Source organism: Streptomyces sp. NPDC045695 (genome assembly GCF_056432025.1).
On record NZ_JBWKJU010000011.1, the window covers coordinates 50,484 to 66,196 of the forward strand.

The 15,713-nt window shown below is 71.0% G+C and carries 15 protein-coding genes and 1 pseudogene; 10 read left to right on the forward strand and 6 right to left on the reverse strand.

The genetic code is table 11. The features are described 5' to 3' along the window. The first annotated feature begins 4 nt into the window (after positions 1–4). The 4 genes from efeB (at position 5) to AC07DU_RS20275 (ending at position 4,871) form a co-directional block, all read left to right on the forward strand. The gene (efeB, locus tag AC07DU_RS20260) at positions 5–1,282 is read left to right on the forward strand and encodes an iron uptake transporter deferrochelatase/peroxidase subunit (protein ID WP_479112729.1); all 1,278 of its coding nucleotides are present in this window, start codon (positions 5–7) and stop codon (positions 1,280–1,282) included. Positions 1,283–1,324: 42 nt separating this feature from the next. Further along, the gene (gene pheA / locus AC07DU_RS20265) at positions 1,325–2,260 is read left to right on the forward strand and encodes a prephenate dehydratase (RefSeq protein ID WP_360900195.1); all 936 of its coding nucleotides are present in this window, start codon (positions 1,325–1,327) and stop codon (positions 2,258–2,260) included. 524 nt (positions 2,261–2,784) lie between these two features. Further along, positions 2,785–4,062 (forward strand): serine--tRNA ligase, encoded by a 1,278-nt coding sequence (serS, locus tag AC07DU_RS20270; RefSeq protein ID WP_360900198.1) that lies wholly within the window; start codon positions 2,785–2,787, stop codon positions 4,060–4,062. Continuing rightward, complete coding sequence (locus tag AC07DU_RS20275; RefSeq protein ID WP_479112732.1) at positions 4,059–4,871, forward strand: HAD family hydrolase; 813 nt, start codon at positions 4,059–4,061, stop codon at positions 4,869–4,871. The genes serS and AC07DU_RS20275 overlap by 4 nt, the downstream gene beginning before the upstream one ends. Positions 4,872–5,008: 137 nt before the next feature. Here the strand turns inward: AC07DU_RS20275 and AC07DU_RS20280 are convergent, their stop codons facing one another. Next, positions 5,009–5,566 carry a hypothetical protein gene (locus tag AC07DU_RS20280; protein ID WP_479112734.1) on the reverse strand — a complete coding sequence of 186 codons (558 nt, stop codon included), beginning with the start codon at positions 5,564–5,566 and terminating at the stop codon, positions 5,009–5,011. Positions 5,567–5,727: 161 nt separating this feature from the next. Between AC07DU_RS20280 and AC07DU_RS20285 the strand changes: the two genes are divergently transcribed. Together AC07DU_RS20285 and AC07DU_RS20290 are read left to right on the forward strand one after the other, a co-directional pair. Further along, positions 5,728–6,717, forward strand: a complete 990-nt coding sequence (locus AC07DU_RS20285; protein WP_479112736.1) for a sensor histidine kinase — start codon at positions 5,728–5,730, stop codon at positions 6,715–6,717. A 10-nt stretch (positions 6,718–6,727) separates the two neighbouring features. Then, positions 6,728–7,378 carry a response regulator transcription factor gene (locus tag AC07DU_RS20290; protein WP_360900210.1) on the forward strand — a complete coding sequence of 217 codons (651 nt, stop codon included), beginning with the start codon at positions 6,728–6,730 and terminating at the stop codon, positions 7,376–7,378. Positions 7,379–7,430: 52 nt separating this feature from the next. Here the strand turns inward: AC07DU_RS20290 and AC07DU_RS20295 are convergent, their stop codons facing one another. The 5 genes from AC07DU_RS20295 to AC07DU_RS20315 form a co-directional block, all read right to left on the reverse strand. Next, positions 7,431–8,066, reverse strand: coding sequence for a rhomboid-like protein (locus tag AC07DU_RS20295; protein ID WP_479112738.1), 636 nt, complete (start codon positions 8,064–8,066; stop codon positions 7,431–7,433). 89 nt (positions 8,067–8,155) lie between these two features. Continuing rightward, complete coding sequence (locus tag AC07DU_RS20300) at positions 8,156–8,875, reverse strand: ABC transporter permease (protein ID WP_361940010.1); 720 nt, start codon at positions 8,873–8,875, stop codon at positions 8,156–8,158. A gap of 15 nt (positions 8,876–8,890) precedes the next feature. Further along, positions 8,891–9,802, reverse strand: a complete 912-nt coding sequence (locus tag AC07DU_RS20305; protein ID WP_360900219.1) for an ABC transporter ATP-binding protein — start codon at positions 9,800–9,802, stop codon at positions 8,891–8,893. Then, positions 9,799–10,686: an ABC transporter permease gene (locus AC07DU_RS20310; RefSeq protein ID WP_479029266.1), complete on the reverse strand. Its 888-nt coding sequence runs from the start codon at positions 10,684–10,686 to the stop codon at positions 9,799–9,801. The genes AC07DU_RS20305 and AC07DU_RS20310 overlap by 4 nt, the downstream gene beginning before the upstream one ends. After that, complete coding sequence (locus AC07DU_RS20315) at positions 10,676–11,665, reverse strand: ABC transporter ATP-binding protein (RefSeq protein ID WP_479029268.1); 990 nt, start codon at positions 11,663–11,665, stop codon at positions 10,676–10,678. The genes AC07DU_RS20310 and AC07DU_RS20315 overlap by 11 nt, the downstream gene beginning before the upstream one ends. Before the next feature lie 217 nt (positions 11,666–11,882). On the opposite strand from AC07DU_RS20315, the gene AC07DU_RS20320 reads away from it, so the two are divergent. From AC07DU_RS20320 to AC07DU_RS20335, 4 genes and pseudogenes are all read left to right on the forward strand, one after another. Beyond that, on the forward strand, positions 11,883–12,764 hold the full coding sequence (locus AC07DU_RS20320) for a M24 family metallopeptidase (protein ID WP_360900228.1): 882 nt from the start codon (positions 11,883–11,885) through the stop codon (positions 12,762–12,764). Positions 12,765–12,769: 5 nt separating this feature from the next. After that, positions 12,770–14,569 carry an SDR family oxidoreductase gene (locus AC07DU_RS20325; protein ID WP_479112848.1) on the forward strand — a complete coding sequence of 600 codons (1,800 nt, stop codon included), beginning with the start codon at positions 12,770–12,772 and terminating at the stop codon, positions 14,567–14,569. Positions 14,570–14,577: 8 nt separating this feature from the next. After that, positions 14,578–14,739 (forward strand): annotated as a pseudogene (locus AC07DU_RS20330) (metal-dependent hydrolase); the annotation flags it as partial. A 10-nt stretch (positions 14,740–14,749) separates the two neighbouring features. After that, a complete protein-coding gene (locus AC07DU_RS20335; protein ID WP_479112740.1) occupies positions 14,750–15,664 on the forward strand; it encodes a MerR family transcriptional regulator in 915 nt (304 codons plus the stop codon). Positions 15,665–15,713 lie beyond the last annotated feature (49 nt).

The window sequence follows — 15,713 nt, forward strand, 5'->3', positions numbered from 1 at the left end:
CAGCGTGACCGAGACCAACCCCGACATCGAGATCTCCCGGCGACGGCTGCTGGGCACGGTCGGCGCCGCGGGCGCCGCCGGGCTCGCGCTCGGCGGCGCAGGCGGCGCCCTCGCGCACTCCGCGTTCGCCGGCGCCGGGAACGGCCCCGCCGCGGGCGCCGCCGGAAGCCTGTCCTCCCTCGGCGCCACCCAGGTGGCCTTCGACGGAGACCACCAGGCCGGCATCACCACCCCCCTCCAGGCCAAGGGCCACCTCGTCGCCTTCGATCTCGCCCCCGGGGCGGGCCGCACGGAGGCCGCCGCGCTGCTGCGGCGCTGGTCCGACACCGCCCGCCGGCTCATGGCCGGCGAGCCCGCCGCGACCGCCGACAGCGGGATCGCCCTCGACGCAGGACCGTCCTCCCTCACCGTGACCTTCGGCTTCGGGCACTCCTTCTTCGGACGCACGGGGCTCACGGCCCGCCGTCCCGCCGCCCTCGACCCGCTGCCGGACTTCTCCTCCGACCGGCTCGACGCCCAGCGCAGCAACGGCGACCTGTGGATACAGATCGGCGCGAACGACGGGCTCGTCGCCTTCCACGCCCTGCGCGCCCTGCAGAAGGACGCCGGGGACGCCGCCCGCGTCCGCTGGCAGATGAACGGCTTCAACCGGTCGCCCGGCGCCACCGCCTCTCCGATGACCGCCCGCAACCTCATGGGCCAGATCGACGGCACCGGCAACCCGAAGCCCTCGGAGCCCGACTTCGACAAGCGGATCTTCGTCCCCGCCGCCGGCCCCGGGCCCGCCGAGCACGCCTGGATGGCCGGGGGCTCGTACGCCGTCGTCCGGCGCATCCGCATGCTCCTCGACGACTGGGACAAGCAGTCCCTCGCGCAGCAGGAGCAGGTCATCGGCCGGACCAAGGCCACCGGCGCTCCGCTGACCGGAGGCGGTGAGACCACCGAGATGGCGCTCGACAAGATCGGCGAGGACGGCAGGCCCGTCATCCCGTCCAACGCCCACGCCCGGATCTCCGCCCCCGAACAGAACGGCGGGGCCGCCATGCTGCGGCGCCCCTTCTCCTTCCACGACGGGATCGGCCCCGACGGCGCTCCGGACGCCGGACTCCTCTTCGTCTGCTGGCAGGCCGATCCGCTGCGCGGGTTCGTACCCGTACAGCGCAAGCTCGACCGCGGCGACGCGCTGTCGGAATTCATCCGGCACGAGTCCAGCGGCCTGTACGCCGTACCGCCCGGCCCCCGCGGCGGGGAGTACGTGGGACAGCGGCTGCTCGAAGGATGAACGGCTCCCCGGGGGCGGGCGGCGCGGCATTAGGCTGACCGCATGTCGGCCACCCGCTTCACGTATCTCGGTCCCGAGGGCACCTTCACCGAAGCCGCCCTGCGCACGCTCCCGGAAGCCGCCACCCGGGAGCTCGTCCCGATGGTGTCCGTCCCCGCGGCCCTGGACGCCGTACGCAACGGCGAGGCCGCTGCCGCCCTCGTCCCGATCGAGAACTCGGTGGAGGGCGGGGTCACCGCCACCCTCGACGAGCTGGCCTCGGGCGAGCCGCTGATGATCTACCGCGAGGTGCTGCTGCCCATCGCGTTCGCGCTGCTCGTGCGGCCCGGTACCGCCCTGTCGGACGTCAAGACGGTCACCGGGCACCCGGTCGCCCAGCCGCAGGTGCGCAACTGGCTGCGCGCGAACCTGCCCGACGCGGCGTGGGAGTCGGCTGCCTCGAACGCCGACGGCGCCCGGCTGGTCCAGGAGGGCCGCTTCGACGCCGCCTTCGCGGGCGAGTTCGCCGCCGCCACGTACGGGCTCGTCCCCCTGGTGACGGAGATCCACGACGCGGAGAACGCCGAGACCCGGTTCGTCCTGGTGGGACGCCCCGCCCGGCCCGCCGCGCCGACCGGCGCCGACAAGACCTCCGTGGTGCTCTGGCTCGGTGACGACCGCCCCGGTGCGCTGCTGGAGCTCCTCCAGGAGTTCGCGGTCCGCGGGGTCAACCTCATGCTCATCCAGTCCCGTCCGACCGGACAGGGCATCGGCAACTACTGCTTCGCCGTGGACGCCGAGGGCCACATCAGCGACCGGCGGGTCAGCGAGGCGCTCATGGGCCTGAAGCGGACCTGCCCGCAGGTCCGCTTCCTCGGCTCCTACCCGCGCGCGGGTGTCGCTCAGAGTGATGTCCGGGCGCCTCGGGCGGGAACCTCCGACGGCGACTTCACGGCCGCCTCGGACTGGCTGGCCCGCTGCCTCGACGGCCGCGCGTAGGACGGCTCCACTGTCCACAGAGTTATCCACAGGGTCGGCGCAGACCTGGGGACAAGTCGACAGTACGGCGTTGCGGAGTCGACATATCGGTCGCGGGCGCCAGGTTTCGCGCTAGGGAGCGGAAGGTGAACGGCGTCACCCCGGTATCTCCGATCAACTCTTTGGGGCGAGTCATTCCCACCCGAATGAGTGTGTGAGGGGGGTTTGGGCTCTGATTCATCTCGACCGCCCGCGGCCCAGCAATGATCTATTCCTGTGTCCACAGATGCGGCGCACAGCCTGTGGATAAGATGCGGCCCCCAGGAATTCCTGTGGACAATGAACCGCCTCCGGTCCTGCTCAGAGCCTCCCCGCGCGTCGACCTTTGCACCTTTTCGGCGAATCGGACCGCTTTTATCGACGACCCGAGAAGGGTCACTTCCGACCGAGCGTCAAGATTTATCCATTCGTTGCAATTCGGACATAGCGACACGCAGCGTGATATCGGTGTGATCCCAGGAACCCCAGCCCGGTAGCCTGGAGGGGTGATTGACCTCCGGCTGCTCCGTGAAGACCCTGACCGTGTCCGCGCCTCGCAGCGCGCTCGTGGAGAGGACGTCGAACTCGTCGACGCACTGCTCTCCGCCGACGAGCGCCGCAGGTCCTCAGGCATGCGCTTCGACGAACTGCGCAATGAGCAGAAGTCCCTCGGCAAGCTCATCCCCAAGGCCTCCCCCGAGGAGCGGGCCGAGCTGCTGAAGAAGGCCGAGCAGCTCAAGCAGGACGTCAAGGCCGCCGAGGCCGAGCAGAACGAGGCCGACGAGGCCGCCAAGCGGCTCCTCCTCCAGCTCGGCAACATCGTCCACGAGGACGTTCCGGTCGGCGGCGAAGAGGACTTCACCGTCCTGGAGACGCACGGCACCATCCGCGACTTCGCCGCGGAGGGCTTCGAGCCCAAGGACCACCTGGAGCTCGGCGAGTCGCTGGGCGCCATCGACGTCGAGCGCGGCGCCAAGGTCTCCGGCTCGCGCTTCTACTACCTCACCGGTGTCGGCGCCCTGCTGGAGCTGGCCCTGGTCAACGCGGCCATCGCGCAGGCCACCGAGGCCGGCTTCATCCCGATGCTGACTCCGGCGCTGGTCCGCCCGCGCGCCATGGAGGGCACCGGCTTCCTCGGCCAGGCCGCGGAGAACGTCTACCACCTGGAGAAGGACGACTACTACCTGGTCGGCACCTCCGAGGTCCCGCTCGCCGCCTACCACATGGACGAGATCATCGACGCCGAGAAGCTGCCGCTGCGCTACGCCGGCTTCTCCCCGTGCTTCCGCCGCGAGGCCGGCACGTACGGCAAGGACACCCGCGGCATCTTCCGCGTCCACCAGTTCGACAAGGTCGAGATGTTCTCGTACGTCGCACCGGAGGAGGCCGAGGCCGAGCACCAGCGGCTCCTGGAATGGGAGAAGCAGTGGCTGACCAGCCTGGAGCTGCCGTTCCAGGTGATCGACGTCGCCACCGGTGACCTGGGCGCCTCCGCCTCGCGCAAGTTCGACTGCGAGGCGTGGATCCCCACCCAGGGCAAGTACCGCGAGCTGACCTCCGCCTCGAACTGCGACAGCTTCCAGGCCCGCCGGCTGTCGATCCGCTACCGCGACGGCAAGAAGACCCAGCCGCTGTCCACGCTGAACGGCACGCTGTGCGCGGTACCGCGCACGATCGTCGCGATCCTCGAGAACCACCAGCAGGCCGACGGTTCGGTACGGGTGCCCCAGGTGCTCCGTCCGTACCTCGGCGGCCGCGAGGTCCTGGAGCCGATCACCAAGTGAGCCCGGCCCCGTTCCCGTACAAGCTCGTCGCGACCGACCTCGACGGCACGCTGCTGCGTGGTGACGACACCGTCTCGGAACGCACCCGTGAAGCGCTCGTCGCGGCCACCGCGGCGGGCGCGGCGCACATCGTCGTCACCGGCCGCTCCGTGCCCTGGACCCGGCACATCCTGGACGATCTCGGCTACCAGGGGATCGCCGTCTGCGGGCAGGGGGCGCAGGTCTACGACGCGGGTGCGCACCGGCTGCTGACCTCGGTGACGCTGGACCGGCAGCTGGCCGGTCTGGCGCTGTCGAAGCTGGAGGCCGAGATCGGGCCGCTGGCCCTGGCGGCCAGCCGGGACGGGGTGGACGGCGAGGTCCTGATCGGGCCCGGTTACCAGGTACAGGAGGGCCTCCCGGCCGTCTACCTGTACGACACCACCGCAGTGTGGACGGCTCCGCTGAACAAGCTCTACATCCAGCACCCCGGGCTGGACGAGGACGCGCTCGTCAAGGTGGCCCGGGAGACCGTGGGCAGCCTGGTCGACATCGTCATGGCGGGCCCCGGCATCGTCGAGATACTGCCGCTCGGCCTGACCAAGGCCACCGGCCTGTCGCTGGCCGCGCGCCGGCTGGGTGTGAAGGCGGCGGAGACGATCGCATTCGGCGACATGCCCAACGACATCCCGATGTTCGGCTGGGCCGCGCACGGGGTGGCGATGGCCAACGCCCACGCGGAGCTCACGGCGGTGGCCGACGAGGTGACGGCCTCCAACGAGGAGGACGGCATCGCGGTGGTGCTGGAGCGTCTGCTGGGCGCCGCGTAACGCGCAGGACGTAGGAGAGGTCCGGGACAGCCCGCGCCGTACGGCGCGCTCGAAGTGGCTGCCCCGGACCTTTTGTTGCTCCCCGCAGAACTCACTCTGCCCCCCGGCCAAGCCGCGTACCAGCGATTTTCCGAGCGTCAGCCGTGGACCCGCCGACGGCGCCAGTAGGCGACGGTGAGCACCCCGAGCAGCGGGCCCCACAGGAGCGTGGGGGCGTAGGGCAGGGTCATGGCCCAGTAACCGATCCCACGCGGCGCGGTCGGGTCGGCCGCGTTGACGCCGTTCCAGAACCAGGCGGAGGCGAGCGTGATGGCGGTGACGGCGATCGTCGCGAGGGCGTACGGAATCACGACCAGCAGGCGGTGGATCCGGCGCCCGCCGAGCCGTGGGATCCAGTGGGGGACCTCTTCGCCCCAGCGCTGGACCAGCCCGAGGGCCGCCAGCCCCAGCAACTCCTGGAAGACGCAGAGGGCGACCAGGTAGAGGGATCCCCAGCCCGGGAACTGGGAATGGTGGTGCGGGCTGCCCACGCCGAAGCCGAGCGGGACGCCCGTGGCCATCACCAGCCGCCACAGGCAGCTCGGGAGCACCGTGAGCGCGGCAGCGTGGGCCGCCCGCCGGAGCCAGGGCGAGACCGTCGCGACGGTGGCGGTGGCGCGGACGTCGTCGGTGGCGGTGGTGACGGCTGCAGACATGGTCGCGTCCTGTTCCGGAGGGGGTCGGTGATGTCTCCAGCCTCGTCCGCGGGGCCCTGCGGAACCATCCGCTGATCAGCAGGTCCGCGCCGGTACCGGACCGCCCGCCTCTGCCGAACGGCAGATGGCCCACCCGGGCAGGCACTCGTAGGGTCGGTCTCATGACCGTCAACCTCCGTGCCGTGCATGCGCCGTTGCTCGCCTCGGCTGCCGTCGTCGGTATCGCCGCGTCGTTCCTGCACGCGCCCGCGTCATGGACGCTGCTCTGGGTTTGTCTCCTGCTGCCGCTGATCGGTTTCGTGGCCCGCTGGTCTCCCGTGCGGTCGGGGGTCGTAGCGGGCGCCTTGGGCGTGGCGGGCGTCGCGCTGTGGCCTGTTCCGCTGGTGCGGGAGACGGGATCATGGCTGGAGGCCTGCGGGGCGGCGGCGTTCTGGCTGCTGCCCGCCTTGGGGGCCGCGCTGGCCGGCGGCTATCTGCGTCGCCAGGCCGGCCGGGTGGGGCGGGCCGTTGTGGAGGCGCGCCGTGAGCAGCAGTTGGAGCTGGCCCGGGACCTGCACGACTTCGTGGCGCACGACGTGAGTGCCATCGTGGTGCAGGCGCAGGCGGCCCGGTTCGTGGCCGCGCAGGACCCCGGGCAGGCGGTGCGCGCGCTGGAGCGGATCGAGGCGGCTGGGCTGAGCGCCCTGGCTTCGATGGACCGGACGGTGCACGCGCTGCAGGAGGCGGCGGGCGGGCCGACGGCACCGGTGCCGGGCCTCGCGCAACTGCCGGATCTGGTGGAGCGGTTCGAGGGCGGGAAGCTGGACGCGGACGCTGCGGCGGTACGGGAACTGTCGCGCGAGGCCGACACGACGGCGTACCGCGTGGCCGTCGAAGCGCTGACGAACGTACGGCGGCACGCGCCGGGGGCGGCCGTGGTGCGGGTCGCCGTACGCCGGGTGGAGGCGGGTACGGAGATCAGCGTGGCCAACTCCGCGCCGGCCCGGGGCGCGAGCGGCCTGCGGGGGCGCAGGCGGCGCGGCGGAACGGGGCTGGCGGGTCTGCGCGGACGGGTGGAGGCGGCGGGCGGCACCTTGCGGGCCGGGGCGAGCGGGGACGGCGGCTGGCTGGTTTCGGCGGTGTTCCCGGTGGCGGCCGGCCCAGAGGGGTGATCATGGCTGCGTGACCACACGCATCTTGATAGCCGACGACCAAGAGGACATCCGCAGCGGCTTCCGGTTGATCCTCGATTCGCAGCCGGACATGACCGTGGTGGGTGAGGCGGCGGACGGGGAGAGTGCGGTGGCGCTGGCCCGTGAGCTGCGGCCGGACGTGGTACTGGCGGACATCCGGATGCCGCGGCTGGACGGGCTGGAGGTCACCCGGCTCCTGACGCCGCAGACCCGGGTGGTGGTGGTGACCACCTTCGACCTCGACGAGTACGTGCACACCGCGCTGCGCAACGGCGCCTGCGGTTTCCTGCTGAAGCGGTCGGGGCCGACGCTGCTGATCGAGGGCGTGCGCGCGGCGATGGCCGGGGACACCCTGATCAGTCCGCAGATCACGGTGCGGCTGCTGAGCCGGCTGACGCAGGCGGGTCCGGTCGCCCGGCCCGCCGCGCATCCGCTGACGGGCCGGGAGCTGGAGATCGTACGGCTGGTGGCGCGGGGACTCACCAACGCCGAGATCGGTGCGGAGCTGTTCATCAGCGCCGGGACGGCCAAGACCCACATCGCGAACGTTCAGGGGAAGCTGGGTGCTCGCAACCGGGTGGGGATCGCCGCGTGGGCCTGGGAGCACGGTGTGGCACAACCGGAGACGGAAGCCGACTAGGCATGTTTCACGTGAAACAGGGTTCGCGCATCGGGTTCACGGCGTCACGGCGTCACGTTTCACGTGAAACAACGTGCCGCGTGAGCGGCCAGGCGAGCAGGCCGACGGCGAGCGCGATGGCATGGCCGAGGTCGGTGAAGGTGCCGCCGGTGGCGAGGGGGCCTGCGAAGAACGCGACCGCTCCGGCCAGGTAGATCCACTTCCAAGGGCCGGGGAGCCGGTAGGTGAGGACACCGACGGCGGCCGCGAGCCCGTAGCTGACTCCGATGTCGACGACACGGGTCATGCTGCGCGGGGCGCGATGGTCCTGGATGGCCATCAGCAGGACCTTCTGGCTGACCAGGGTGGCGACGATGTGGGCGGTCACCACGATCGTGAGCCATCGCAGGGTGCCGAGCCAGCGTTCGACGGGGGCGTGGAACAGCTCGAACAGCACGGCGTACAGGGCGAGCGAGGCCGGGTTCTCGATCCAGAAGGCGCTGCTGAGCAGTGCCCGGACGGGGTACTTGTCGAGCTGATGGATGTTGCTGCTGTTGCGGTGGAGCAGGACGTGCTCGACCCGGTCGGGCGCGATGACCACGACGATGCTGGTGACGGCGATGATCAGCAACCAGAGGTGCGTCCCGGGCGAGGAGCGTATCCAGGACCTCAGGGGCCTGGCCGGCTCCGGCGCGGTGTGCTCGATCATGCACCGATGATGACCCGCAAAGCTGTGCCCCGCCTGGCTGATGGGCCGGGCGGGGCAGAGCTTCGGAGGGGGTGCGGGCACCACCGGGTCTACTCGTCGCCCGCCAGGGTGAGGCGGCGCAGCTTCTGGCCCGCGTAGACGGTGGCGCCGACGGTGACCGTGGCGAGCAGGATCGCGGCGGTGGGCAGGCCGACGCTGGCGTCGACGTAGCCGGGTCCGGCGACCCGCTCGGCGAGGGACAGGGCCCACTGCTGGACGCTGAGGGTCTTGGCGCCGGAGACCAGGCTGCCGAAGAGCGACTCCCAGATCAGTGCGTAGACCAGGCCGAAGACGACCGCGTGCCGACTGACGGTGCCCAGCAGCAGGAAGAGCGCGCTGTAGGCGATCGAGGCGACGAGGGCCGCGACCGTGTAGGCGACGGCGATCTGCTGACCGTTGCCGTTGAGGATGAACCCGGCGATCAGGGTGGGGATCGCGGAGAAGGCCATGGTGACGGCGATCGCGACGATCAGCTTGGTCATGATGATCGTCGGGCGCTTCACGGGCTTGGCGAGCAGGTAGACGATGGAGCCGTCGTCGATCTCGGGGCCGATGGCGCCGGTCCCGGCGATGACGCCGATCAGCGGAACCATGGTGGCGAGGGCGAAGCCCCCCAGCAGGTCCGCGGCGACCTTGTCGTCCACGCCCGCGAAGCCGCGGACGGCGAGGGCGATGAGGATCAGCAGGGCGGGCAGAGCGAAGAGGATCAGCGCACGGCGCCGGCCGAGCAGGGCCCGGTAGGTGAGCCGGGCAACGGTGGGGTCATACATGGGTGCCAGCTCCTTTCAGGCCGCGACGAGGTAGGAGAAGACCGATTCGAGGGACTCGTCGGAGGGCGAGACCGTCAGCAGCCGGATGCCGTGGGCACGGGCCACACGGGGGAGCAGCTCGGTGAACCGGCCGAAGTCGACGGCCTGGATGCGCAGTGCGCCCTCCTTGTGGTCGACCTCGATGCCGGCGGTGGAGGGGTCGGCGATCAGGGCCGCGGCGAGGGCCCTGTCGTCGGAGGAGCGGATGAGGTAGCGGTGCGGGCGGTCCGTCATCAGGCGGCGGATCTTGCGGAAGTCGCCGGAGGCGGCGTGCCGGCCGGCGACGACCACCTCGATGTGCGAGGCGAGCTGTTCGACCTCCTCCAGGATGTGGGAGGAGAACAGGACGGTGCGTCCCTCGTCGCCCATCCGCCGCAGCAGGTCCATCAGCTGCATGCGCTGGCGCGGGTCCATGCCGTTGAAGGGCTCGTCCAGGAGCAGCACGGACGGGTCGTGAACCAGGGCGGAGGCCATCTTCACGCGCTGGCGCATGCCCTTGGAGTAGGTGGAGATCTTGCGGTCCTGGGCGTACTCCATCTCGACCGTGGCGAGCGCCCGCTGGGCGGCGGCGTCATCGAGACCGTGGAGCTCGGCGTTGGCGACGACGAACTCACGGCCGGTGAGGAAGTCGTACATGGCCTCGCGCTCGGGCACGACACCGATCTGCTTGTACACCTGCTCGTTGCCCCAGATCGCGGTGCCGTCGAGGGTGACGGTGCCCGTGGAGGGGGAGAGGAAGCCGCCCATCATGTTGATGAGCGTGGACTTGCCCGCGCCGTTGGGGCCCAGCAGTCCGGTGACGCCGGGGCCGATGCGCATGGTCACGTCGTTGACGGCGACGACGTTCCCGAACCAGCGGGAGGTGTGGTCGATGTCGATGGTGGTCACAGCCCGGCCTTCCGGTAGCGGGCCATCAGGGCGGCGTAGGAGCCGACGATGAGGCCGAGGATGACGAGCAGGTAGACGATGCCGACGCCGCCCGAGGGGCCCTCGCCACCGGGGAAGGAGGACTCGGCGCCGAGGAAGGCGGTCTGCAGGCCGTCGATGAGCGTGATCGGGGAGAACAGGCCCATCCACTCGATGGGTCCGGTGTTCCCGGTGGAGTAGGCGACGCCCTGCACCGCGGTGACCGCGCCGTAGGGGATCAGCAGCAGGGCGATGACGGCGGCGACGCCGAACCCGCGGCGCGGGGTGAGCGCGGCCATGACGAGGCCGAGGCCGGAGAAGAGCAGCGACAGCAGCAGAACCGACACCAGTCCCTGTCCGAATCCCTTGGTCTGGTCGGCGAAGTCGAACTTCGCCAGGAGCGCGCCGATCCACATGATCAGCAGCGGAGTGGCGGTGAGGGCGAACAGGGCCGAGGCCATGGCCGCGTACTTGGCCACCACGTAGTCGACGCGTTCGATGGGCCGTGAGAAGTAGAGCGGCACCGTCTTGAAGCGCAGGTCCCGCGAGACGGACTGCGGGGCCTGGGAGGCGAGGAAGAGGTAGACGATCACCTGCGTGGTCACGGCGTACGTCGTGTACTTGATCGGCAGGGTGGTGGAGCCGGGGAGGTTGATGGCGACCGCGACGAGGATCAGCGCGGGGACGCACATCACCGCGAAGAGGATCATCGGCAGGATCTTGGACTTGGCGGAGCGGCCGAGTCCGTAGGCGCCGCGCAGGGACTGCGAGAACAGCGACCGGCGGGCGTAGGCGCGGCCGAGCCGGGGGCCGTCGTAGGACCGGTAGCCGATGTTGTGGATCTGGGTCGAGGTGTCAGGCGCCATCGGAACCGGCTCCCTTCTGCTGGACGGGGTACGAGGACGGGTCGTTGTCGCGGAAGACCTCCGCGATGTGGTGGCGGCGCTGTTCCATGCGGACCAGGCCGAGACCTAGATCGGCGACGGTGTCGCGGACGGTGTCGTACGTCTCCTCGCCGGTGGCCTCGACCAGCAGGATGTGGCCGGCGCCGGGCAGGCCCTGCTCCGTGCCCGCGTGCAGGGTGATGCCCGCCGCGGTGAGCGCCCCCCGCAGGGCGGCCGTGCCGTCCGGGTGGATGTCGGAGTCGGTGACCTCGACCGCGAGGGTCGTGGTCGTCTGGGTGAAGTCGCTGGTGGAACTGGAGCGCAGCAGCTTGCCGCCGTCGACGACCACGACGTGGTCGCAGGTCCGCTCCAGCTCACCCAGGAGGTGGGAGGTGACCAGGACGGAGATGCCGAAGTCCGTGTAGACGCGGCGGATCAGGCCGAGCATCTCGTCGCGGCCCACCGGGTCCAGGCCGTTGGTCGGCTCGTCGAGGAGGACCAGCTGCGGGTCGTGGACCAGCGCCTGGGCGAGTTTGACGCGTTGTTTCATACCGGTGGAGTAGCCGCCGATGGGGCGGTAGCGCTCCTCGTACAGCCCGACGTGGCGCAGGGTGTCGGCGGTGCGCTCGCGGGCCGCGGTGGGCGGCAGCCCGGACATGCGCGCCATGTGGACGACGAACTCGGTGGCGGAGACGTCGGGTGGCAGGCAGTCGTGCTCGGGCATGTAGCCGACGCGTTCACGGATGGCGCTGCCATGCGTGGTGACGTCGAGGCCGAGCACGGCGGCGCTGCCCTCGGTGGCGGGGGACAGTCCCAGCAGAATTTTGATCAGCGTGGACTTGCCGGCCCCGTTGGCGCCCACGAGGCCGGTCACGCCGGGCCCGATGTCCAAGGAGAGCCGGTCGAGGGCGGTCACTCGGGGATACCGCTTGCTCAGGCTTTCAGTCGCGATGACAGTCACGGCTCCGACGTTAGTGGTGGAGCCCTCGTGAAACGTCAGACCTGGAGCTGGATCGCGTCTCAGCCTTACGGCGTACATACCCGTACGGGAGGCTGATGCCGCCGCGACAACTTTATCCACAGGTCTGTGCACGGCCCTTGACGTGATCTCCGGTCATTGTCACATTCATCAGTGTCAAGTTACGGGCGCGTACGGCTGCATGGATGGGCGGGCTGACATGGCTGGGGACACCAAGCAACGCACCACGCGACTCTCCGGACGGCTCTCCGGGAAACCCGCTGTCGACCTGGGCGGGTTCAGGGAGGTGCAGCGCCTCGCGTACGAGTGCGCCGAGGAGGTCGCGGCCCAGTTGCGGCCGGGCGTGACCGAGCGCGAGGCCGCACGGATGCAGCGCGAGTGGCTGCGCGAGCGCGGGGTGCGGGACTGGTTGCACCTGCCCTTCGCCTGGTTCGGTGACCGCACCGCCTTCACGAACTTCAGGATCCCGCTGCAGTTCTTCCCCACGGACCGGAAGCTGGAGCCGGGGATGCCCTTCATCCTCGACATGGCACCGGTCCTCAAGGGATGCGCGGCCGACATCGGCTATTCCGGCAGCCTCGGGCTCAATCCGGTCCAGGACCGGCTCATGGCCGACCTCCAGGCCCATCGCGTGCTGATCCTGGAGCAGGTGCGGGAGCGCCGCTCGCTGCGCGAGATATACGAGAACGTCGAGCAGCTCATGAACCGGCAGGGGTACGCCAACCGGCACCGCGCCTATCCGTTCGGTGTGATCGCCCACAAGATCGACCGGATCAAGGAGCGACGCTGGTCGCCGACCGCGTTCGGCTTCGGCACGCAGTCCCTCAAGGGGCTGGCCGGGGACATGCTGCACGGGCACCGTGAGGGCTGGTCCCCGCTGTGGAGCCCGTACCACTTCTCCGACCATCCGCCGCAGCCCGGACTGTGGGCGGTGGAGCCGCATCTGGGGTTCCGGGGCACCGGCGCGAAGTTCGAGGAGATCCTGGTGGTCACCGACTCCCTGGATCCCGAGGAGAGCGCGTTCTGGCTGGACGACGATCTGCCGCACGTGCGGCGCTGGGCCGAGGAGAAGGCAGCATGAGCGGCATGAGCGGCAAGGACGGCATCACCGGAGCGGGAACGGCCGGACCGGCTGGGGCGCGCGAGCGCCGGGTGAGCACCGGCGGGGTGGAGCTGTGCGTCGTCGAGCTCGGCGAGGCGGACCGCCCGACCGTCGTGCTGGTGCACGGCTACCCCGACAGCAAAGAGGTCTGGTCCGAGGTCGCCGAGCGGCTGGCGACCCGCTTCCACGTCGTGCTCTACGACGTACGCGGCCACGGGCGCTCCACCGCTCCGCAGCCGTTGCGCGGGGGTTTCACCCTGGAGAAGCTGACCGACGACTTCCTGGCGGTGGCGGACGCGGTCAGCCCGGACCGGCCGGTGCACCTGGTCGGCCATGACTGGGGCTCCGTACAGGGCTGGGAGTTCGCGACGGTCGGCCGTACCGAGGGGCGGATCGCCTCCTTCACCTCGGTGTCGGGGCCCTGCCTCGACCACTTCGGGCACTGGCTCAAGAAGCGCAGGTCGCGGCCCACCCCGCGAGCGGTGGCGCAGCTCCTCGGCCAGGGTGCCAAGTCCTGGTACATCTACCTGCTGCACACCCCCGTCCTGCCGGAGCTCGCCTGGCGCGGTCCGCTCGGCAAGCGCTGGCCGGCGATCCTCCAGCGCGCCGAGAAGATCCCGGCCGGCGACTACCCCACCGCTTCGCTGCCTTCGGACGCGGCGCACGGAGCCTGGCTCTACCGCGACAACGTGCGTGCGCGGCTGCGCCGGCCGCGGCCGGACGCGTACGCGCACGTACCGGTCCAGCTGATCACCCCGACCGAGGACGCCTTCCTCTCCGAGCGGCTCTACGACGGGCTGGAGCGGTGGGCCCCGGACCTGCTGCGGCGGAGCCTGCCCGCCAAGCACTGGGTACCCCGGACCCGGCCCGACCAACTGGCCGCCTGGATCACCGACTTCGTGACCACCCGGGAGGAACCGGCCACACGGGCGCCGGAGCGCAAGGCTCCGGGCAAGTACGCCGACCGCTTCCACGGCCAGCTGGTCCTGGTGACCGGCGCGGCGAGCGGCATCGGCCGGGCCACCGCCTTCGCCTTCGCCGAGGCCGGGGCCCGCGTGGTGGCCGTCGACCGGGACGGCGAGGGCGCGGCGCGCACGGCCGACATGGCCCGCCTCGTCGGCGCCCCCGAGGCCTGGGGCGAGTGCGTGGACGTCAGCGACGAGCAGGCGATGGAGAAGCTCGCGGCGAAGGTCGCCGCCGAATACGGGATCGTGGACGTCCTGGTCAACAACGCCGGGATCGGCCTGTCCGGGGCCTTCCTCGACACGAGCACCGAGGACTGGAAGAAGGTCCTGGACGTCAATCTGTGGGGCGTCATCCACGGCTGCCGGATATTCGGCAAGCAGATGGCCGAGCGCGGCCAGGGCGGGCACATCGTCAACACCGCCTCTGCCGCGGCCTACCTGCCGTCCAGGACCCTGCCCGCCTACAGCACCTCGAAGGCCGCGGTGCTGATGCTGTCGGAGTGCCTGCGGGCGGAGCTGGCCTCGAAGTCGATCGGTGTCTCCGCGATCTGCCCCGGCATCGTCAACACCAACATCACCGCCACCTCCCGTTTCGCCGGGGTGGACGCGGCCGAGGAGAAGCGCCGCCAGGAACGCTCCTCGCGGCTGTACGGGCTGCGCAACTTCCCGCCTGAGAAGGTCGCCGACGCGATCCTGCGGGCCGTCGTGCGCAACGAGGCCCTCGTCCCCGTGACCCCGGAATCCAAGGGCGCCCTGTGGATGTCCCGCTTCGCCCCGCGCACCCTGCGGCGCCTGGCGAAGGTGGAGCCCAGGCTGTGACCGCGGCCCCGTACGGCAGAGGGCTCGCCGCGGCCATACCCCGCTCCTCGCGGCGGTCGTACCATCCCACGCAGGAGGACTCACTGCGCAGGGCGGTCGAGTGCCTCGCGGCTGCACCGGCCGCCCGGGCCGCGGCTCGCGGCGCGGCCGGCCGAGCCGCGATGTCGTAGGGAGCCGGGGTTGTCCGATCAGGCAGTAGCCGAATACCGGATCGAGGATCTGGCGCACCACAGCGGGGCGACCGTGCGCACGATCCGGGCGTACCAGGACCGCGGGCTGCTGCCGAAACCGGAGCGGCGCGGCCGCTCCAACGTCTACCGGGACACGCATCTGGCGCGGCTGCGCCAGATCGCGGACCTGCTCGACCGCGGCTACACCCTGGCCTCCATCAAGGAACTGCTGGAGGCCTGGGACGCCGGGCGCGGGCTGGGCGGCGTCCTGGGCCTGGTCGCCGAGGTGCACGGGCCGTGGACCGACGAGGAGGCGGCCCGGATCAGCCGGGACGAGCTCAACGAACGGTTCGGCGGCCGGCCGGACGACGACGCGGTCGGCGAGGCCTGCGAGCTCGGGGTGCTGGAGCGGATCCCGGGCAGCCCCGACCAGTTCCTCGTGCCGTCGCCGCAGGAGCTGGCGGTGGCCGCCGAGCTGTACGCCGCCGGGGTCCCGCTGTCGGCCATCACCGGACATCTGCGCGAACTGCGAGGTCAGGTGGAGCACATCGCCTCGCGGTTCCTGGAGTTCACCACCGAGCACGTCTTCGCGCGCTACCTGGAGCAGGTGCCTCCTACGGACGCGGACGCGGCCGAGGCGGCGACGATGGTGCGGCGGCTGCGGCCGCTGGCCCAGCAGACCGTGGACGCCGAGCTGGCGCGGGCGATGCGGCTCTTCGCGACCCGGCACTTGCAGCGGCACCTGGGGGCGCCCGGGGCCCCACAGCCTTCGGGCCCCTCTCCGGTGGCGCTGCCCGTCGGCACGGTACGGGCGGTGCAGGAGCTGGTGGGCTCCGAACACGTCGCGGAGTTCGTTCGGGCCGCGACGGAACGGGAGCTGCAGGCCCGGATGATGAACGATCTGGCGCGCCGGGGCGAGCGGTAGCGCCGGGCGGTCGGTAGTCCACAGCTTCCACAGGGCGGATCACGCGTTT